The 18739-nt window shown below is 65.2% G+C and carries 17 protein-coding genes and 1 pseudogene; 15 read left to right on the forward strand and 3 right to left on the reverse strand.

Annotated features, from left to right (window positions below; genetic code table 11):
• Positions 1–80: 80 nt before the first annotated feature.
• The 4 genes from B5X90_RS02230 to B5X90_RS02245 all read left to right on the forward strand — a co-directional run bounded on the left by B5X90_RS02230 (position 81) and on the right by B5X90_RS02245 (position 3022).
• A complete protein-coding gene (locus B5X90_RS02230; protein ID WP_079549860.1) occupies positions 81–686 on the forward strand; it encodes a dihydrofolate reductase family protein in 606 nt (201 codons plus the stop codon).
• 297 nt (positions 687–983) lie between these two features.
• Positions 984–1676, forward strand: a complete 693-nt coding sequence (locus B5X90_RS02235) for a histidine phosphatase family protein (RefSeq protein WP_079549861.1) — start codon at positions 984–986, stop codon at positions 1674–1676.
• A gap of 24 nt (positions 1677–1700) precedes the next feature.
• Positions 1701–2255, forward strand: coding sequence for a DUF3090 domain-containing protein (locus B5X90_RS02240; protein WP_079549862.1), 555 nt, complete (start codon positions 1701–1703; stop codon positions 2253–2255).
• A complete protein-coding gene (locus B5X90_RS02245; RefSeq protein WP_079549863.1) occupies positions 2255–3022 on the forward strand; it encodes an SCO1664 family protein in 768 nt (255 codons plus the stop codon). Before B5X90_RS02240 ends, B5X90_RS02245 begins: the two co-directional genes overlap by 1 nt.
• A gap of 67 nt (positions 3023–3089) precedes the next feature.
• On the opposite strand, the gene B5X90_RS02250 is transcribed toward B5X90_RS02245, so the two are convergent.
• On the reverse strand, positions 3090–3476 hold the full coding sequence (locus B5X90_RS02250; protein WP_179129010.1) for a nuclear transport factor 2 family protein: 387 nt from the start codon (positions 3474–3476) through the stop codon (positions 3090–3092).
• A gap of 198 nt (positions 3477–3674) precedes the next feature.
• Between B5X90_RS02250 and B5X90_RS21175 the strand changes: the two genes are divergently transcribed.
• From B5X90_RS21175 to B5X90_RS21360, 4 genes and pseudogenes are all read left to right on the forward strand, one after another.
• Positions 3675–3845 (forward strand): hypothetical protein, encoded by a 171-nt coding sequence (locus tag B5X90_RS21175; protein WP_179129011.1) that lies wholly within the window; start codon positions 3675–3677, stop codon positions 3843–3845.
• A 158-nt stretch (positions 3846–4003) separates the two neighbouring features.
• Positions 4004–4366, forward strand: coding sequence for a PadR family transcriptional regulator (locus B5X90_RS02260; RefSeq protein ID WP_079549865.1), 363 nt, complete (start codon positions 4004–4006; stop codon positions 4364–4366).
• A pseudogene (locus tag B5X90_RS21810) lies at positions 4366–4500 on the forward strand (hypothetical protein); the annotation flags it as partial. The gene B5X90_RS02260 and the pseudogene B5X90_RS21810, both read left to right, overlap by 1 nt.
• A 10-nt stretch (positions 4501–4510) precedes the next feature.
• The gene (locus tag B5X90_RS21360; protein WP_256860012.1) at positions 4511–4855 is read left to right on the forward strand and encodes a hypothetical protein; all 345 of its coding nucleotides are present in this window, start codon (positions 4511–4513) and stop codon (positions 4853–4855) included.
• Between the two features lie 2 nt (positions 4856–4857).
• Here B5X90_RS21360 and B5X90_RS02270 read toward each other — a convergent pair whose 3' ends face one another.
• Complete coding sequence (locus B5X90_RS02270) at positions 4858–6519, reverse strand: PucR family transcriptional regulator (RefSeq protein WP_079549866.1); 1662 nt, start codon at positions 6517–6519, stop codon at positions 4858–4860.
• A 131-nt stretch (positions 6520–6650) separates the two neighbouring features.
• On the opposite strand from B5X90_RS02270, the gene B5X90_RS02275 reads away from it, so the two are divergent.
• Together B5X90_RS02275 and B5X90_RS02280 are read left to right on the forward strand one after the other, a co-directional pair.
• Complete coding sequence (locus tag B5X90_RS02275) at positions 6651–8138, forward strand: CoA-acylating methylmalonate-semialdehyde dehydrogenase (RefSeq protein WP_079549867.1); 1488 nt, start codon at positions 6651–6653, stop codon at positions 8136–8138.
• Between the two features lie 28 nt (positions 8139–8166).
• Positions 8167–9543: an aspartate aminotransferase family protein gene (locus tag B5X90_RS02280; RefSeq protein ID WP_079549868.1), complete on the forward strand. Its 1377-nt coding sequence runs from the start codon at positions 8167–8169 to the stop codon at positions 9541–9543.
• Positions 9544–9580: 37 nt separating this feature from the next.
• Here B5X90_RS02280 and B5X90_RS02285 read toward each other — a convergent pair whose 3' ends face one another.
• Positions 9581–10222 (reverse strand): TetR/AcrR family transcriptional regulator, encoded by a 642-nt coding sequence (locus tag B5X90_RS02285; RefSeq protein WP_079549869.1) that lies wholly within the window; start codon positions 10220–10222, stop codon positions 9581–9583.
• 110 nt (positions 10223–10332) lie between these two features.
• Between B5X90_RS02285 and B5X90_RS02290 the strand changes: the two genes are divergently transcribed.
• The 5 genes from B5X90_RS02290 to B5X90_RS02310 all read left to right on the forward strand — a co-directional run bounded on the left by B5X90_RS02290 (position 10333) and on the right by B5X90_RS02310 (position 18671).
• Positions 10333–11883, forward strand: coding sequence for an APC family permease (locus B5X90_RS02290; protein ID WP_079549870.1), 1551 nt, complete (start codon positions 10333–10335; stop codon positions 11881–11883).
• Complete coding sequence (locus B5X90_RS02295) at positions 11884–12795, forward strand: carbon-nitrogen hydrolase family protein (protein WP_079549871.1); 912 nt, start codon at positions 11884–11886, stop codon at positions 12793–12795.
• Between the two features lie 164 nt (positions 12796–12959).
• The gene (locus B5X90_RS02300) at positions 12960–14627 is read left to right on the forward strand and encodes an amidohydrolase (protein ID WP_256860013.1); all 1668 of its coding nucleotides are present in this window, start codon (positions 12960–12962) and stop codon (positions 14625–14627) included.
• Positions 14628–14758: 131 nt separating this feature from the next.
• Entirely contained in the window at positions 14759–15208 is a 450-nt protein-coding gene (locus B5X90_RS02305; RefSeq protein ID WP_079549873.1) for a DUF1003 domain-containing protein, read from the forward strand.
• A gap of 196 nt (positions 15209–15404) precedes the next feature.
• On the forward strand, positions 15405–18671 hold the full coding sequence (locus tag B5X90_RS02310; RefSeq protein ID WP_079549874.1) for a BTAD domain-containing putative transcriptional regulator: 3267 nt from the start codon (positions 15405–15407) through the stop codon (positions 18669–18671).
• Positions 18672–18739: the final 68 nt, after the last annotated feature.

Genomic DNA, 18739 nt, shown 5'->3' on the forward strand with positions numbered 1-18739 from the left:
GTGGGCGAGGATGCCATCACGTGCTAAGCTCCCGAGAATCCCCATGACCATGCAAGGCGCAATCACTCAGGAGGTACGCGGTGCCGGACACCACCTGCCACATGTCGATCTCGCTGGACGGCTTCGTCGCCGGGCCGGACCAGAGCCGCGAAAACCCTCTGGGCAAGCGGGGGCTGGAGCTGCACGGCTGGCACATCGGCGACCCGCGGGCCAACGATGCCGACAAGGTCGCGACCGACTGGCTCATGCGCCCGCGCGGCGCCTATGTGATGGGCCGGAACATGTTCGGCCCGATCCGCGGGGACTGGGATGAGGAATGGACTGGGTGGTGGGGAGCCGAACCGCCGTACCACGCGCCGGTGTTCGTGCTGACCCATCATGCACATGACCCGATCCAGCTGGACGGCGGGACCACCTTCCACTTTGTCACCGAGGGCTTCGACGCGGCCTACGCCGCCGCGTGCCAGGCAGCCGGGGACAAGGGCGTGGACATCGCCGGCGGGGCCTCGACCGTCCGACAGGCACTGCTCGCCGGCGTGATCGACGAGCTCACCCTCGACATCGCACCGGTCCTGCTCGGTTCGGGCGAGCGTATCTTCGACGGCGTTGAATCCTTCGGCTTCGAACCGGCAGAGGTGCTTCACTCACCGCTGGCCACCCACATCCGCTACCGCCGCGTCAGTTAACTCCGTAGTCGCTGCCGGCCTCCCGCGCACCAGAACCAGGCCAAAACAGTCTCCGACCCGGGGACGACACGATCCGAGGCCCAGAAGAGTGTGGACATTGTCCACACTCTTCTGGCAGTGCCGCTTCGTCCGGTTTTGCTGCCCCAGCCATGAGCCGGTATATGCGTGCCGAGCCCGTCCGGGCGGCTTTGAGCGCCTCGGCGTACTTGAAGGGTTCCGCCCGTGCATTATCTGCCTGGTCGACGCACGACCCGGTACGGTTCACACCGGCATCGAGGGTGTGGTTAGGCTGGGTGGATGGCGACAGTTATTCTCGTGCGGCACGGCCGCACCACAGCCAATGCCACCGGACTGCTGGCCGGTCGGGCCGTCGGCGTCAGCCTGGACCAGATCGGGCGCGACCAGGCTGCTCTGACCGGAGACCGGCTCGCGGCCGTGCCAGTAGTCGGGGTGGTGTCGAGCCCTCTTGAGCGTTGTCAGCAGACCGCCCAGCTCATCCTCGATCGCCAGGCTGGCTCGCCCTACGCGCCGGTCGATCTCGATCTCACCGAGTGCGATTACGGCCAGTGGCAGGGCCGCACGCTCAGTGATCTTGCGACCGAGGACTTGTGGCCGGTCGTGCAGTCGCAACCGTCCGCCGTCGTCTTTCCCGGCGGTGAATCCATGGCCGCGATGCAGGCTCGGTCGGTGGCAGCGATTCGACGCCACGATGCAGCCTTCGAAGCCGAGTATGGGCCAGGGGCCGTGTGGGTGGCGGTAAGTCACGGTGACATCATCAAGTCAATCCTCGCCGACGCGCTCGGCATGCACCTTGACCTGTTCCAGCGTATTAACGTGAGCCCCGCCTCAATATCGATCGTGCGCTACGGCGCCAGGCGGCCGAGCGTTTACGCGACCAACACCGACGCGGGTGATCTGTCGTGGCTGTCGAACGGCATCCAGTCTGGCGATGCGCCGGTGGGCGGCGGCGCAGGGCAAAAGGCGCCATGAACCTCATGTGCCTAGAATACTGACATGCCTACACGTGTTCACGAGTTTGCCTGGCCTGATCGGGTCGTCGTCGGCACCATTGGACTTCCGGGGGCGCGAACGTTCTACCTGCAGGTGCGCGCAGGGACGCAGATCGTGAGTATCGCCCTGGAGAAGCAGCAGTCGGCTCTGCTCGCGGAGAAGATCGACGAAATTCTCGACCAGCTGATCACCGTCGAGGGCAACCCCTTCAGCGTTCCCACGGGTACCCCCATTGAACTTGTCGACAATGACCAGCTCGAGGCCGTTCAGGAGCAGTTTCGCGCCGGCGCCATGAGCTTAGGTTGGGACCCAACCACGGCCCAGGTCGTATTAGAGGCCTACCCCATCACCGACGTCGATGCCGATGACAACGACGAATCGCTTGATGAGGACGGCGCTATCGAGCCCGAAATGCTGCTGGTGCGAATGCCGGTCGGCACCGCCCGCGCATTCGCCAAGCGCACCCGGGAGATCGTGGGCGCCGGGCGTCCGACGTGCCCGCTCTGCGGTTACCCCATAGACGCCGACGGTCACATCTGCACCCTTCCCGAGGTCTGATGCCAGCGCCGGACCTAGTGACCGCCGAGCTGACGCTCACCGGCCGCATCACGACGGCTTCAAACGCTACATTCCTGGGCAGCATCGGCGACGTGGTGGTGGTTTATAAGCCGATAGCAGGCGAAAGTCCGCTGTGGGATTTTCCCCACGGCACCCTGGCTCACCGGGAGGTGGCCGCCTATCTGGTCTCGCAGGTCGTCGGCTGGGACGTCGTGCCGCACACCTGGCTGCGCGATGGTCCGATGGGCGAAGGAATGGTGCAGCTCTGGCGGGAGCAAGACCGAGCCCAAAGCGCCGTGAACCTGGTCGCGACGGACCACGTACCGGAGACGGGCTGGAAACACGTTCTCGAGGGACGGGATGAGAACGGACGAATGGTCGCCCTCGTTCACGAAGACTCGCCAGCGCTCAGACGCATGGCGGTGTTCGACATGGTCGTCAACAACGCCGACCGCAAAGGCGACCACATTCTTGCCATGACCGACGGACACCGGCACGGCGTCGACCATGGGCTCACCTTTCACCGAGAACACAAGCTGCGCACGGTGCTGTGGGGATGGCTGGGAGAAGCTCTGACCGCCGAGGAACGCGACGGCATCGATCGTGTCAGCGAAGGACTGCACGGTGGACTGGGCCGGGACCTCGCCGACTTGCTCAGCGCCGAAGAAATCGCGTCACTCGCCGCGCGCTGCGCCCGGTTGCGCCTGGCAGGGCGGTTTCCGGTTCCGAGCGGTGGGATGCCGGCGGTGCCCTGGCCGCTGTTCTAAGGGACAAGGTTCATATTCGTGATCCGCAAATCGGGCAAGCAATGAAGGTCGACAGTAATGGTGTTCTTTACTGGGCCGGCGGCACCTGGGCCTTCAGGGCCTCATTGACGGGGGCGAAGGCGACCCGATCCAGGACAAGTTCGGTCTCGCGGATTTTGTCAGCGTTGATGGTGAGCAGCTCGATGCACCTGACTGCGCCAGCAGCCGTGTTGGTGGTGAAGTCATACACGATGCAGACACGATCCTGGGCGGTGAAGACATCCCGGATCTCGTTGCGAACCAGCGCCGGGAGAAGGCGCTTAAGCGCCGTGGTCCACCCAGCCTTGTCGAGGGTCGTTCCGGCGAAGGTGGCTACGAAATCCTCACTGAGCAGGGTTTCCACGGCGTTCAAGTCATGGGAACCAACGGCCAGGATGTAGGAGCGTGCGATCCCTTCGACGCTGAAGTCCGGCATGAGAGATCCATTTCTGAGCAGCGGAGCGGCCCCGGCGGGGGCCATGGGCAAGCCAGGAACCCGAGGGTGGTCACCTCGCTTTCCAGAAGCCTAGCGGCCAGGGAATGGGACGGGAAGCCCAACGCCCCAGCGCCTAACCTGAGCCCCGTCTAGTCCACGTTTGGTGCACGGCGAACTCTGATCAGGCCCGGGCCGGGCGTGGCCGGCTTCGTCGGCACCGGCACCCGTGACCTCCATCCGGTACACCACCCGGATCCGGTTCTGATCGATCGGGTCGATCCGGAAGGTGGTGCGCAGCAGGAGGCCGCCGAAGCTGGCCTCATCGACGAACAGTTCGTCTTTGACCGCTTCGGCGATGAGCAGCAGTAGCGGGTCTTCTCCGGGCGGCGTCATTGTGATTTGCGTGCCTGCCGCGAACGGCCGCCCCGGAACGGAGTCTTACAGGCTTTGGCCGTCCGGACATCCAGGACCTCCATACCTAGAACTACAATGCATGATACCCTTCAGCTCTAGGTATAGGAGGCGCAGTGCGCATCGATAAGGATCTGGTCGCCGCTTCAGCCACGCCGCTTGTGTTGGGCATCCTGTCGGACGGCGACCTGTATGGCTACGCAATCCTTAAACGGGTGAGTGAGCTCTCGGGAGGCGGCATGGAGTGGACGGACGGGATGCTCTACCCGCTGCTGCACCGCCTCGAGCGGCTCGGTTACGTCTCCTCGCTGTGGGGTACTTCCGAGGCCGGGCGCCGGCGCAAGCACTACACCATTACCCCGGCGGGCCGGAACGCCCTCGCCGACCGGCAACAGCAGTGGACAGTCGTCTCAGACGCGCTGCGCCAGGTGTGGCAGACCGCTCAGGGGCCAGCGGCCGCGGCTGAGGGATGGGCGTGATGGCGGCACACGCTGAACTGGAGGCCCAGATCGACCGGTGGCGCGGATACGTTCAGCGGAACCGGGCGATCTCCCCCTCCGACGTGGACGAGCTGGAGGACCACCTGCGCGGGCAAATCGCCGACCGGCAGGCGACCGGACTCGATGACGAGGAAGCCTTCCTCGTCGCAATCAAGCGCATGGGGACTGTTCGACGCTCTGCAGTTGGCCCTCGTCATCGCAGCCCTTGCACTCGATGCCGCGATGCTGACAGCGATGCTGACCCGGATCGCTGAGTTCGGCTACAGCCCGAACAAGATCGCCGCACTCGGATTGAACCTGATCCTGCTGGTGCACCTGCTGCGCGCGGCCTGGCTCACCGTCGGGTTCCTGCGCGGCCGGCTCCCGTTTGCAGAGCTCGAGCGCTGGCAAACACGCTACCTGCCGGTCTACGGCGCCTGGGCAACGGTCGTCGTCGTGGTCTTTCCGCCCGTCTTCGGCTTCATTTAGTGTTAGAGCCCCCGCAGCCGGTGCAGCAAGAGCGCGACGTGTAGGGATGTCCTGGATTCGGCGTCGTCGAGATCCACCGCCAGCAGTTCCTCCAGTTTGGCCAGCCGAGCGTAGAGCGTAGGACGGCTCAGGTAGCCGCTGCGGGCCATCGCCGCCTTGTTGCCGCCGGATTCCAGATACTTCCCGAGCAGTTCCAGCTGGCCGCCCTGGCCTTGGGCTTCCGCCGTGAGGAGGGAGGCCAGTTCCGATTCGACGAACTGCTGCACACGCGGGTCGTGGCGAAGCAGGGCCAGGAGTCCCCGGAGCCGGACATCCGTGGCTCGGTAGAAAGACTTTCCACCGTCGCGCAGGGTCGCCGCCGTCTCGGCGACGTGGGCCGCTTCGTCGATGCCCGCTGCGGCCTCGAGGAGGGAACCGGTGGGGCGTCCGACGCCAATGGTCCAGCGCGGCGCCGCCCAGGCTCCCGCATCCCCGGAAGGACCCGCGTGCTCGGCAACGACCCGGGCGAGGTGTTCGAGCACCGCCTCCTGGAACCGGTGTGCCGGCAGGCCCAGGATCATGCCGACCGAACCCGATCGGATGCTGGCCGTCAAGGCGGTGCCGGAGCTTGTTTTGAGCGTTTGGGCCAAGAGTTCCAGCAGTTCCCGCTCCTCCTCCTGGCCGGCGAGCGGGTCCCCCGGCGGAAGCGTTGCGCCGTGCGCGGCAGCCTGCTGGGCCGGGGTGGTCCGGAACACGACCGGCACGTAGAGCGGTGACCGCTTCAGCCCCAGAGATCCGGCGCGTGCAAGGGCTTCGGCGTCGCTCAGTCCGCGGGGCTGGCGCAGGGCGTTGAACAGACCTGCCTGGGCCCGCTGGCTCAGTTCGAGCCGGTCCCGTTCCGCGAGGCGGTTAATGGCCAGGGTCTGTGCCGCGCGCTCCAGGACCATTGCGGCCGTCCCGTCGTCGGCGAGCGGCACCGGCACAATCAGCCGGCCCCACAGATGCCGCCGCACGCCCACCGGCGTCTGAAGCCATTCCTCCGGCCCGGTCCGGGCCGTCGAGGCTGGCGCCGGCGTGGTTCGGGACCGTCGCTCCCAGTCTTCCAAAAGTTCTGCCGTGTCCAGCTGCCGGGCGGAGTAGCTAAGGACCAGATGGGAGAGGTCCTCCAAGACCACGGGGGCGTCGATCATTATCGCCGCCTGCTCCACCACCTGCTGGCTCCCAGCGCTTTCCAGGCTCAGGACGGTGAAGGCTTCATGGACATCTCTGGCGCGCTCGACGCGTTCGAGCTGCTCCGCCACGATCATCCGGTGCACTACTTCCGTGACCTGGACGAACCGCACGCGCCGCTCGAGGACAATCACCGGAAGTGAGGCCCCCTCGGCCGCGGCCCGCAGCGCGGCCATGCTGCGTTCCCTGTGTCCGATAAGTTCGACGATCAGCCCGGCGGCTGCGGCGCCCTCGAGAGATCTGATGAACGACGCCGTGAGGCCGGGTTCCTTTTCCAGCTCAAGGCCCGTGGTCAACACCAATTCCCCGCCGGAGAGCAGCCCGCCGACGTCGAGCAGCTCACTGACATGCACCCAGCGCACTGGCGCGTCCAAACCGGCTGAACCACCCAGCACCCGCGGGCCCGCAGCACGCAGAACGGGAAGGTCAAGGATCGTACGGACAGTGGGCAGCATTTACAGAGTGTAATCCCACGAGCTTCATTCTTTACACACTGCCCCTTATGGTGTTGCGCCGCCGCGGACAGACTGGACGCACAGCACGGCACCGAATGCCGCCACACATCAAATAGCACTGAGGAGAATCCTTGAACACGATCAAGCACTGGATCAACGGCACCTACGTCCCCGCCGGGGACCGCACAGCCCCCGTCACGAACCCCGCCACTGGAAAGGTGACCGGACAGGTTGTGCTCGGCAGCCGTGTTGAAAGCAATGCCGCCGTTGCCGCCGCCAAGGCCGCCTTCCCGGCTTGGCGCGACGCCTCGCTCGCCCGACGCACCCAGGTCCTCTTCGCATTCCGCGAGCTGCTGAACACCCGCAAGGACGAACTCGCGGCCATCATCACGTCCGAGCACGGCAAGGTCCTGGACGATGCCTTGGGCGAGGTCACCCGCGGCCAGGAGGTCGTGGAATTTGCCTGCGGCATCCCGCACCTGCTCAAGGGCAGCTTCACGGCGAACGCTTCCACCAACGTGGACGTCCATTCCCTCCGCCAGGCCCTCGGCCCGGTCGCCATCATCAGCCCCTTCAACTTCCCGGCCATGGTTCCGATGTGGTTCTTCCCCCTGGCCATTGCCGCGGGCAACACCGTGGTCATCAAGCCGAGCGAAAAGGATCCGACCGCCGCCAACTGGATGGCCGAGCTATGGAAGGAAGCCGGGCTGCCCGACGGCGTCTTCAACGTCCTGCACGGCGACAAGGTGGCCGTCGATGCACTGCTGACCCACCCGGACATCAAGGCCGTCTCCTTCGTGGGCTCCACACCGATCGCCAAGTACGTCTACGAGACCGCCACCGCCAACGGCAAGCGCGTCCAGGCCCTCGGCGGCGCCAAGAACCACATGATCGTCCTGCCCGACGCCGATCTCGACCTCGCCGCCGACGCCGCCATCAACGCAGGCTTCGGCTCCGCCGGCGAACGCTGCATGGCGATCTCCGCGCTCCTCGCCGTGGGCGACATCGCGGACGAACTGGTCGGCAAGATAGCCGGCCGAGCAACCTCGATCCGCACTGGCGACGGACTGCGCGGCTGCGATATGGGTCCGCTTGTCACGGCGCAGCACCGGGACAAGGTGGCCGGCTACATCGACGCCGGCGAAGCGGCCGGCGCCACGCTCGTCGTCGACGGCCGCACCATCGCCGCCGACGCCGACGGTGAGGGCTTCTTCGTCGGGCCGACCCTCTTCGACAACGTCACCACCGACATGTCCATCTACACCGATGAGATCTTCGGCCCGGTCCTCTCCGTGGTCCGCGTCGACAGCTACGACCAGGCCCTCGAGACGATCAATTCCAACCCGTACGGCAACGGCACCGCGATCTTCACGAACGACGGCGGCGCGGCCCGCCGCTTCGAAAACGAGGTGGAGGTCGGCATGGTGGGCATCAACGTTCCGGTGCCGGTCCCAATGGCCTACTACTCCTTCGGCGGCTGGAAGAACTCGCTCTTCGGCGACACCCACGCGCACGGCACCGAAGGCGTCGGATTCTTCACCCGCGGCAAGGCCGTCACGTCCCGCTGGCTGGACCCGAGCCACGGCGGCATCAACCTCGGCTTCCCGCAGAACGCGTGACCGGAACGTCAAGAGAAAGGCAACTGCCATGACCCCCACAATCGACAGCGGCATCCGACCGGTCCACGACACGGCCCACGCCGCACGCCGCGCCTACGAACTGGACCGCAGGCACGTCTTCCATTCCTGGTCCGCCCAGGACCTCATCGACCCCATGGTCATTTCGGCGGCCGAGGGATCCCACGTCTGGGACGGCGACGGCAACAAGTACCTGGACTTCTCCTCACAGCTGGTCAACACCAATATCGGCCACCAGCACCCCGCCGTCGTCTCCGCGATCGCCGCCCAGGCCACGAAACTGTGCACGATCGCCCCGAGCTACGTCAATGACGCGCGCTCCGAAGCCGCCCGTCTGATTGCCGGGCGCACCCCCGGCGAACTGGACAAGATCTTCTTCACCAACGGCGGCGCCGACGCCAACGAGCACGCGATCCGGATGGCCCGGCTGCACACGGGCCGTCAGAAGGTGCTCTCCGCCTACCGCTCGTACCATGGCGGCACCCAGCTGGCCATCAACGTCACGGGTGACCCCCGCCGCTGGGCCAGCGACACCGCCAGCAGCGGGACCGTGCACTTTTTCCCGCCGTACCTGTACCGCACCGTCTTCCATTCCACCACCGAGGAAGAGGAAAGCCAGCGCGCCTTGGAACACCTGGAACAGCTGATTAGCTTCGAGGGCCCTTCAACCATCGCCGCCCTCATCCTGGAAAGCGTCCCGGGCACAGCCGGGATCTACATGCCGCCCCCTGGATACTTGCAGGGGGTCCGGGAGCTCTGCACACGGCACGGCATCGTCTTCATCGCCGACGAAGTCATGTCCGGCTTCGGCCGCACCGGGACCTGGTTCGCCGTCGAGCACTTCGACGTCGTCCCCGACTTGCTGACCTTCGCCAAGGGCGTGAATTCCGGCTATGTTCCGATGGGCGGCGTGGCGATCAGTCCGGAGATCGCCGCCACGTTCGGCACGCGCGTTTACCCTGGCGGGCTGACCTACTCGGGCCACCCGCTCGCGGCGGCTGCCGCCGTGGCCACCATCAACGCGATGGAGAACGAACAGATCGTCCAGCACGCGGCAGCCCTGGGCGAGGCGGTGATCGGCCCGGCCCTCCGCAGATTCGCCGAAACCCATGCCTCGGTTGGCGAAGTCCGCGGCACAGGCGTCTTCTGGGCGATCGAACTCGTCAAGGACCGGCAGACCCGGGAGCCCTTGGCCCCGTACGGCGGTTCAAGCCCGGAAATGAGCCAGCTCGTGGGGGCCTGCAAATCCCGAGGACTGCTCCCCTTCGCGAACTTCAACCGCATCCATGTCGTCCCGCCATGCAACACCAGCGTGGAAGAGACCCAGACGGGCCTGGCCATCCTGGACACCGTGCTGGACATCGCGGACGGGTTCGCCACCACCTGATGAATCCGAAGAGCAAATGCCGACCCGATTCAGCGGCTTAACCTTGACGGGCGAAGGTGAGACTTCCGATGTGGTCGAGGAGCGTGTCGCGGTCGAGCCCCAGAAGGGCCGAGGCGAGACTGGCGACCAGGTCAAGCACCTCCTGGCTGCTGGCGGTGCCGGCCAGTACGTCCATGACCAGGCCGTCTTCCTGCGCCACCAGGGTCCGTGCAATCTTCGCTGATTCCAGGACCGGAGAGAACTCACCGGCCTGCATTCCATCGGCAATGATTTGTTCGTACGTCGCTTGCTGGGTGCGGATGAGATTCGCTTGGATCCGTCGGTGCTCCAGGTCCCTGATCGAATGCGTCCAGTACTCGTAAAGAATCCGGAAAGTGTCGTCCTCAAGCCCTGCCGTAGTGCCGGCGCTGATGACTGCGGCGAGCCGGACCGTCGGGCTCATGGCGGGGTCCGCTGCCTCCGCCAGCCGTGCGAGGAATCTGGCGGATGAGGCTTCGACGGCTGCTGCGGTGATCTCGGCAAGGCTTCCGTAGTAGTACAGCACGGCGTTTGGCGCCATGCCTGCCTCCGCCGCAATCGCCCGCAGCGTCGCGGCTTCGGCACCGTCACGGGCGGCGACGGCCTGTGCCGCCGCCGCAATCGCCCTCCGGCGCACTTCCCTCTTGCTGAGGTCCGCCATTGCCATTCCTCCCCCGCCCCGATGCCTATTGACAGCGAGTCTAGACCCGTATTGAATGGTATTCAAATTTGAATGTGATTCAAATAACTATGATTCGATGAGGAGTCTCCGTGTCACATCCCCTTCCACCCCCCACCGTTACACCCCCTACCCCTCCGGTTGCCGCTGCGAGCAAGGGACTGAAGGCCGGCTCGATCGGCATCGGCCCCACGGTGGCACTGGGTCTCGCCGCGGTGGCCCCGGCGTACAGCCTGGCGGTGACCTTGGGCTTCGTTGTCCTGGCGGTCGGGTCGAGCACACCCGCGGCGTTCCTCCTGGGGTTCGTGCCTATCCTGTTCACGGCCTTCGCCTTCCGGGACCTCAACCGGGAAATGCCGGACTGCGGCGGGGTTTTCGTGTGGATCTCCCGGGTCTTTGGCCCGTGGTCGGGCTGGTTCTTCGGTGGCTGGGTCCCCCAAATTGCCACCTTCATCTCCAGCGCGGCCCTGGCGCAGGTTGCCACGACGTATCTTCTGACCTTTTTGGGGCTCGGCTGGGCCGCCTCCCAACCGGTCATCGTCGCGTCCATCGCGTGCGGGCTGATCGCCCTGAGCGGCGTCGTGGCGGCCCGCGGAATTGAACTCTCCGCGTGGCTTCAATACGCATTGATCGCCTTGCAGCTGATCGCTCTGGGCGGTTTCTGCATCGGGGCCTTTACCGCCATGGCCGCCGGGACCGCGGCGGCAGGTGCCGAGCCGCCACGGCTGGACTGGTTCAACCCCTTTGCCTCCGGCGATCTCTCCGGCCTGGTCCACGGCGTCATCCTGTGCCTGTTCATCTACTGGGGCTGGGACGCGCTGATAGCGGTCAATGAGGAAACGACCGACCGCAAGGGAACACCCGGGCGGGCCGTGGTCATCACCACCGTGATCCTTCTGTTCTTCTACGTCGTGACCGCGACGGCCGCCGTCGGATTTGCCGGGACCGCCGGCATCACGGATCCTGCAACCGTCTCGGACGTGCTGTCCGTGCTTGGCCCCCAAGCCACCGGTGGCCTCTTCGGGCAGGTCATCATCCTCGCCGTCGGGATCTCGGCATTAGCGGCGCTGATGACCGTCGCGATCAGCAACCCCCGATCCTGGCTCAGCATGGGAACTTACGGCGCACTGCCCGCTGCCACCACGAAGATGCACCCCTCCAGAGGGACACCCACCACGTCAATCGTTTGGTGGGCGCTCCTGAGCATTGCCGTGACAGTAGTTCTGACAGCGATCAGCGCCGACTTCATCGGCCTGGCTATTCTTTCAGTCGGCCTGATGATCGCCGCCTACTATGCCGCCACGGCGCTGGCCTGTGTCGTCTATTTCGCGCCCCAAATGCGCACCTCCACCTCTGCCCTTGTCATCAAGGGCATCCTCCCTGGCCTGGGCGCCCTCCTGATGACGGGAGCGTTTGCCTACAGCGCCGTCGACATGTTGTCCCCCGACTATGCCGGGCTCTCCTGGCTCGGTATCGGAACCGTGTTCTGGATCGGCATCGGCGCCCTCGCCCTGGGCGTCCTGGTCATTGCCATCATCCGCCCCCGGCTCCGGCCCTACTTCGCCGGGCAAACGATCCCCCGGGGAACTTTCTCCACCCGCAACGAACTGCAATCCATCCTGAGCAGCGAAACCGAGGCATAAATGCGCGTCCTATCCATCGCAGCAATCCAAACGAAACCCGTGCCGTACGACGTCGAAGCAACCTGGGACCGCTTCGCCGCCCAGGCCGAAACCGCCAAAGAGCTCGGTCCTGAGGTCGACATCATCGTTGCACCAGAACTTCTGCTCGCAGCACCCGGGGAATTCCTGATCCCCGACCCTGAGGGCGAAACCCGCTCCGCCGGCCCCATCCCCAGCGCGCTCACCGACCGGATCGCGGACCTGGCCCGCCGCCTGGGGGTCTGGCTCGTGCCCGGCTCCCTGCTGGAAACGGACGGCGGCAACACCTACAACACGGCAATCGCTGTTTCCCCCGAAGGCGAGATCGTGGCCCGGTACCGGAAACTCTTTCCCTGGCGCCCGTTCGAAACAACGACGCCGGGCGACTCGTTCGTGACCTTCGACGTCCCCGGCCGGGGACGCGTAGGCCTCGCCATCTGCTTCGACGGAAGCTTTCCCGAGGTCGCCCGGCAACTGGCATGGCTCGGAGCAGAAGTCATCATCCAGCCGACCCTCACCACGACCCGGGACAGGGAAATGGAAATCGTGATGTCACGGGCCAACGCCTTCGCAAACCAGGTGTACATCGTCAACGTCAACGGCGCCGACCCATCAGCCGTCGGAGAAAGCGTCATCGTGGACCCCGAGGGCACCATCATGCAGCACGCCAGAGGAGGCGAGGAAATCCTCTACGGAGTCCTGGACCTCGACCGGGTCACCCAGGTCCGCCGCTACGGAACCCACGGCATTAACAGGCCCTGGGCACAGCTCCACGACCAGCAAGGAATCCTCCGTTACCCGATGTACGGCGGCGCGCACTTCCAGCCCCCGGCGTGGAGCACCCCGGACCCGGAGGATTCACGCGTGAACCAGCTCAGCACTTCAAGGGCCTGACCGCTTCCTCCCACGGCCGAACCCCCACCACAACGAGTGCGTACCTCCGGCCCCGGAGGTACGCACTCGTTGCCAGAAACCACAATCGACAGCACGATCTCATCCGCACCACCAACTGTCGGCCGCTGCGAGGCCGTAGACCCTTGCCCCGACACTCCAGGCGCGTGCCAACCTTCAAGATCACGGGAAGTCTGATGCCCAATATCCTCAAATCCGCGGACACTGTCATCGTCAATGCCGGGGTGCACACGCTGGATCCAAGACAACCATCCGCCAGCACCATCGTCATCGCGAACGGCAGGATTCTCGCCGCTGGCGGCAAACACCTTCTTCGCGAGCACCGCGGCACACACACCCAAGTGCACGATGCCAAGGGCCAAACCATCACGCCGGGACTCATCGACGGGCACATTCATCCCATCCAAGGTTCGGAAATCACGATCGGCGTCGATTTCGGCCCGGTGTCAACATTCGACGGTTTCCTCGCCGTCCTGCGCACCGAAGCAGCCAGGGTTCTTGCGGATAATCCGGCGGGGTGGGTCCGGGGATGGAACCTTGACTACGGCGTCTTTGAAGGCAGGCGAATATCCGCTGACCTGATCGAGGAGTCGGTCCACGGCCTGCCGGCGTACATCCTCCTGTTTGATCTTCATACCGCACTGGCGAGCAGGAAAGCTCTGAGCCTGAGCGGCATCACAGGTGCGCGCCGGTTTTGCGACAATTCAGAGATAGTCGTTGACGAGGCCGGCAACCCCACCGGGGAGTTACGGGAATCCACTGCCTACGAATTGGTTGGATCCACCGCACCGGCTCTTTCTGCAGCGCAGGCCGTTGAGAGGGCCCGGGAACTGATCTCCTGCTTGTCGAGAACCGGCATCACCTCAGGAACAATCATGGATGGTGACCTTGCTTCGCTCGATTTCATCGACAAGATCGACAGCACGGGATCGGGTTTGCCCGTCAGGCTGGTTTCCGCACTCGAGCATCGGCCCGGCCTGACTGCTGAAGAAGCACGGTCTTACGTCTTGTCGAAGGACCGGCGGGGTCGGCGCTGGCGCGGCGGGCTCATCAAACTCTTACTCGACGGTGTAATCGATACGGGAACCGGCTGGCTCTATGAGCCGGACACGATGGGCGGCGGACTGAAATCCTTTTGGCCCGACCCGGCTGACTATGCAGCAACCGTCAAAAACTATAGCGACGCAGGATTTCAAATCGCGACGCACGCCATCGGCGATCGAGCCATCGGTGCCGCGATCGAGGCGTACGTCTCGGCCGGCGTGCGGTCCCGGCGGGGAGCCCCGCACCGCATTGAACACCTGGAGTGCCTTGCGGACACGGACCTCGCACGTCTTTCCGCGGCAGGCATCACGGCATCGATGCAGCCGTTGCACATGCAGTGGCGAAAGGCGGACGGATCCGATTCTTGGTCCAGTCGCCTGGGCGCCGAGCGATCGAAACGGGCCTGGAGGATCCGTGACGTCATCGATTCGGGTGCTCCGGTTGCGCTGGGCTCGGATTGGCCGGTGGCCCAGTACGACGCCCGCATCGGCATGGCCTGGGCACGCCTGCGCCGCATCCCGGGCCGGACCGATGGGCATGTCTTCGAACCTTCACAAAGGTTGACGGCGCTCGAAGCGCTCAAGGGCTTCTCGGTTTGGGCCGCCGAAGCCCAAGGAGACCACGACCAGGGAAGCATCCGGCCCGGGAACAGGGCGGACCTCGCGATATGGGCTGACGATCCCCTGTTGGTTTCTGCCGACGACCTCATTGACCTGCCGATCGAATCGACATGGGTGGATGGAGAAACTGTCTTCAGCCGCCAAGAATAGGCCGACGTCGGCCTTCCCTGTCGGTGAGCTCAGTGCCGCCGGAGAGATCCGCCGGCACCGGAGGGCTAGGACTCATGGCGCAGACTAGCGGAGAAGCAGGTCCCAGCCGCTGCGTCTGGTTAGGGTGGAGGATGACCGGAGAACCGAACACCTGGCACGACAAGCACAAGGCTTCCCTCACACGCGGGCAGCAGGCCGCGGACCTCATGCGAAACGGGATGGGGAGCTGGCCTTTCGTGGGTGGTTTCATCGCCTTCATGCTGGTCTGGGCCGCCGTAAACACCTGGGCGCTGGCAACCCATGCCTGGGATCCGTACCCCTATATCCTTCTTAACCTCTTTCTGTCCATGCTGGCCGGTCTGCAAGGAGCAATTCTGCTCATCGCCGCCAAACGCCAGGATGCCATCGCGGGGGCCATGGCCCAGCATGACTACACTACGAACCTGAAGTCCAAGGAAGAGATCGATCTCCTGATGGACATTAACCGCCAGCAGTTGGAGATTCTCCGCGAACTTCAGCAACGCACACAGCACGGACCAAGCGAAAGCAGCCTGACAACTAGCGCCCGCCCGGCCCTGTAGGGAGACAAACGTTGCCACGTTGTTTCCCTACACTCGGCCCAAACTGCTGAATCGAGCCGTACGGGGGCGATTGGCTGCTGTGGTTCTAGTGGTTTGCTTGCCAGTGATGGGGGCTCACAGCGTGCGCCACGGCGGCGCGCCTGTGGGAAATTTCGTTGTTCGACAACGCCGGTTGGCGAGCGGATACTGAAGAACCATGAAGCCCACCCAAAGCGGGTTGCGCATCCAGCTTCTCGGCTCGTTCATCGTGTACGTCAACGGGAACGCCGTCGAGAACAGCCACTGGAGGCTGCAGAAGGCAAAGGCCGTGGTGGCAATGCTGGCACTGGCGCGTGGTCAGCGTGGCCGTCGCGAGCAGGTACTGGACCGCCTGTGGCCTGACATGGAGCCAGTGGCCGCGGCCAGAAATCTGCATCAGACCCTGTACGTCGCCCGCCGTGCGCTCGCAAGCGCTGGAGCCGGCAGCGACGGGCTGCTCGCCATCCGCGGGGAAGTGGTCGTGCTGGATGACACTGGCCCGGTCGATGTCGATGTCCTGCACTTCGAGCGTTCGGCCGTGGCAGCGTTGGCTGCAGGTGTCGAGGCAAGCCTGCGCGATGCAGCCGACTTGTACAGCGGTGATCTTCTGCCGGAGCTGCCGGATGCAGACTGGCTGACGACACGCCGCGATGAGGTCCGGGAAATCCATCGCGAGGTACTGGTGAAACTGGCGTCCACGGTGGCACAGCGCGCGCCGCAGGAAGCGTTGGTCATCCTCACCCATGCGCTCGAATCCGATCCCGTCCATGAGGGAGCCGTGCGCGCGCAGATGGTGGTGCTGGCCGGGATGGGCCGGCGGTCGGAAGCATTGGCACGATATGAGCGGCTGGTCGACGAACTCCTCGACGCGTTCGGGACCGACCCGGACACCCGGACGGTGCAACTGTTTCGCGAGTTGTTGACCGGCTCGCCGCCCGAGGAACGCCTCCACCAGCCCGCCGGCGTGACCGGCAAAGACGATGCCATCGGTTATCTGCCATCCCCGTTGACAAGCTTCATCGGGCGCGAGCGCGAGCTCGTTGACGTCGAGCGGCTGATGGGCCATGCGCGCCTGCTCACCCTCACCGGGGCTGGCGGCAGCGGCAAGACCAGACTGGCGTTGGAGGCCGCGAGGATAGTTCGTCCCGAGTACGTGGACGGAGTCTGGTTCGTCGACCTCGCGGCCGTTGGGGAGTCGCTGCTGGTGGCCGATGCCGTAGCCGAGGTCCTCGGGTTGGATTCCGGCGCGGCACCAAGCCGCGTGCAAGCGCTGGTCGACCAACTGCGGCGACGCTCGCTGCTCCTCGTGCTGGACAACTGCGAACACTTGCTCGCGGCCTGTGCGCAACTCGTCGTCGCGCTGCTTGACGGATCTCCTGGCGTTAAAGTGCTGGCCACCAGCCGGGAGCCACTTCATGCCGACGGGGAGTACACCTACCGGGTGCCGTCATTGCCCCTGCCCTCGCCCCTGCGGACCGACGCTCCCGACCTGGCCGAGCTGGGCCGTCTGCCCTCTGTCCGGCTTTTCGTTGAGCGGGCAGCGCAGGTCCGGCCGGGTTTCGCGCTCGACGCCGACAACGCGCAGGGGGTGACAGAGTTGTGCCGACGGCTCGACGGGATGCCGCTGGCCTTGGAATTGGCCGCGGCCAGAACGGCCGTCCTCGAACCTGCCGAGATCGTCCAGGGATTGGGTGATGCTTTGTCCATGCTCGGCGGGGGAACCAGCGGCGTCACGCGGCACCAGACGCTGCGTGGCACCTTGGAATGGAGCCACGAACTGCTCACCAAACCGGAGCAGGTTCTGCTGCGCCGGCTCTCTGTGTTCGCCGGTGGTTTCACCCTCGACGCTGTGGTGGCAGTCTGCGCTGACGCGCCCCTCCAGCAGATCGAACTGCTCGACCTGTTGGCCAAGCTGGTGGACAAGTCTTTGGTGGTCACCGAAAGGAGGGGCGCCGGAACCCGATACCGGCAATTGGAGACGGTCCGCCAGTTTGGCCAGGAGAATCTCGATCATGCAGGCGAGGCGGCTCAACTGGCGGCTGCGCATTGCGCCTACTTCCTTGCCGTCGCCGAATCCCACAATCCCGAACGGGCCACCGGGGTGGTCATCGAACAGCCGAAGTCGCTCGACCGCGAGCACGACAACCTGCGCGCTGCGTTGCGCTGGGCGTGCGCCCGCGATCCCGAGACCGCGCTCCGGCTCGCGGCCAGCCTGTGGCGGTTCTGGTTCGTCCGCGGTCACGCCGTCGAGGGAGCCCGTTGGGTCGAGCGTGCCTTGGCGGTGGCTCCCGGCCCGACCCGGGCTCGTGCGGCTGCTCTGATCGGCCTGACCGGGCTGGACAGCCGGCAGGGCCGGGGCGATCGGCATCGGGCGCTCGGCGCGGAGGCCCTGGCAATTATGCGGGAGATCGGCAACCCCGACGAGGTGGCGATGGCCCGGCTCATTGAGACCTCGCTCGCCTGGAGCACTTTCGACTTGGACGAGGCCGAACAGCTGGCAGCCGACGTGCACACCGAGGCAGTCGAGGGTGGCAGACCCGAACATTGCGCTGCGAGCAGTTGGCTGCTCGGCCAGTGCGCGTTGTCCCGGGAGGACGGACCACTCGCCGCCCGTCACCTAAACACCTGCCTGAGCGAACTCGCACAGTCTGAGACCGGCACTCCACCCTTCCTGCCGGTGATCACGCCCAGCCTGCAACTGGTCCCGATCGCCGGGCGGTGGGTCCCCTGCGTCGAGGAGACGCTGCTGTTGGGCCGGCGGGTTGGCGTCATCCAAGCCAAAGGCTACGTGCTGTCCGCGATCGGTTACGCGGCCAGACTTTCGAAAGACACGCAGTCTGCGATATCCGTCATCACGGATGCAGCCGAACATTTCGCCGATTTAGGCGATGACCTGGCCAGGGCGCAAACACTTCACCAACTTGGCTGCATTCTGCGCGACTGTGGCGACCACAGCGCGGCCGATGAGGCACTTTCCTTGGCGCGGGAGCTTCGGCTCGGTCTGGGCGACCGACGCGGCGAGCTGCTGACCGAGATTAATATCGCCCTGCTCCGCGCCATGCGTGGTGATATCGACCGCGGCCTGACAGATGCTCGGCGTTGCCTTTCAGGGTTCGAGTCCGCGGGAGATCAGGTGGGGATGGGCGCCACTCTGACCATTCTCGGTGCCGCCGAACTGATCTCCGGGGAGGTCCGGGCAGCGCGGGAAATGTACAGGCAGGCAGCGGAAAAAGTCGCCCCATGGCGGCGACACACGGGCTGGCAACGGTTGATGGTGGCAGAGCTATCCAACGAGCTCGGCGACCCGCATCGGGCGTCCCGCGAAATTGACAGGGCTGGAGCGATTTTCGACCGAACGAGATGCCTCATCGCCGGCCAGCGGCTGGCGGCACTGCGTAGGCGGGACTCGGATGATGATGTTGAGACGGCGTTGAGTGCCCGTTGAGGACGGTCCTCTAGCGTTGTTGCTGGATCTGACAAATGGATCTGGCAAACAAACATCAATCAGGAGGA

Source organism: Arthrobacter sp. 49Tsu3.1M3, assembly GCF_900168135.1.
Lineage (GTDB): Bacteria > Actinomycetota > Actinomycetes > Actinomycetales > Micrococcaceae > Arthrobacter.

Excerpts from the sequence above, each read along its gene's own strand:
- B5X90_RS02235 (WP_079549861.1), top strand. The coding sequence starts at position 984 with ATGGCGACAGTTATTCTCGTGCGGCACGGCCGCACCACAGCCAATGCC.
- B5X90_RS02240 (WP_079549862.1), top strand. The coding sequence starts at position 1,701 with ATGCCTACACGTGTTCACGAGTTTGCCTGGCCTGATCGGGTCGTCGTC.
- B5X90_RS02245 (WP_079549863.1), top strand. The coding sequence starts at position 2,255 with ATGCCAGCGCCGGACCTAGTGACCGCCGAGCTGACGCTCACCGGCCGC.
- B5X90_RS02250 (WP_179129010.1), bottom strand. The coding sequence starts at position 3,476 with ATGCCGGACTTCAGCGTCGAAGGGATCGCACGCTCCTACATCCTGGCC.
- B5X90_RS21360 (WP_256860012.1), top strand. The coding sequence starts at position 4,511 with ATGACGAGGAAGCCTTCCTCGTCGCAATCAAGCGCATGGGGACTGTTC.
- B5X90_RS02270 (WP_079549866.1), bottom strand. The coding sequence starts at position 6,519 with ATGCTGCCCACTGTCCGTACGATCCTTGACCTTCCCGTTCTGCGTGCT.
- B5X90_RS02280 (WP_079549868.1), top strand. The coding sequence starts at position 8,167 with ATGACCCCCACAATCGACAGCGGCATCCGACCGGTCCACGACACGGCC.
- B5X90_RS02285 (WP_079549869.1), bottom strand. The coding sequence starts at position 10,222 with ATGGCGGACCTCAGCAAGAGGGAAGTGCGCCGGAGGGCGATTGCGGCG.
- B5X90_RS02295 (WP_079549871.1), top strand. The coding sequence starts at position 11,884 with ATGCGCGTCCTATCCATCGCAGCAATCCAAACGAAACCCGTGCCGTAC.
- B5X90_RS02305 (WP_079549873.1), top strand. The coding sequence starts at position 14,759 with ATGACCGGAGAACCGAACACCTGGCACGACAAGCACAAGGCTTCCCTC.
- B5X90_RS02310 (WP_079549874.1), top strand. The coding sequence starts at position 15,405 with ATGAAGCCCACCCAAAGCGGGTTGCGCATCCAGCTTCTCGGCTCGTTC.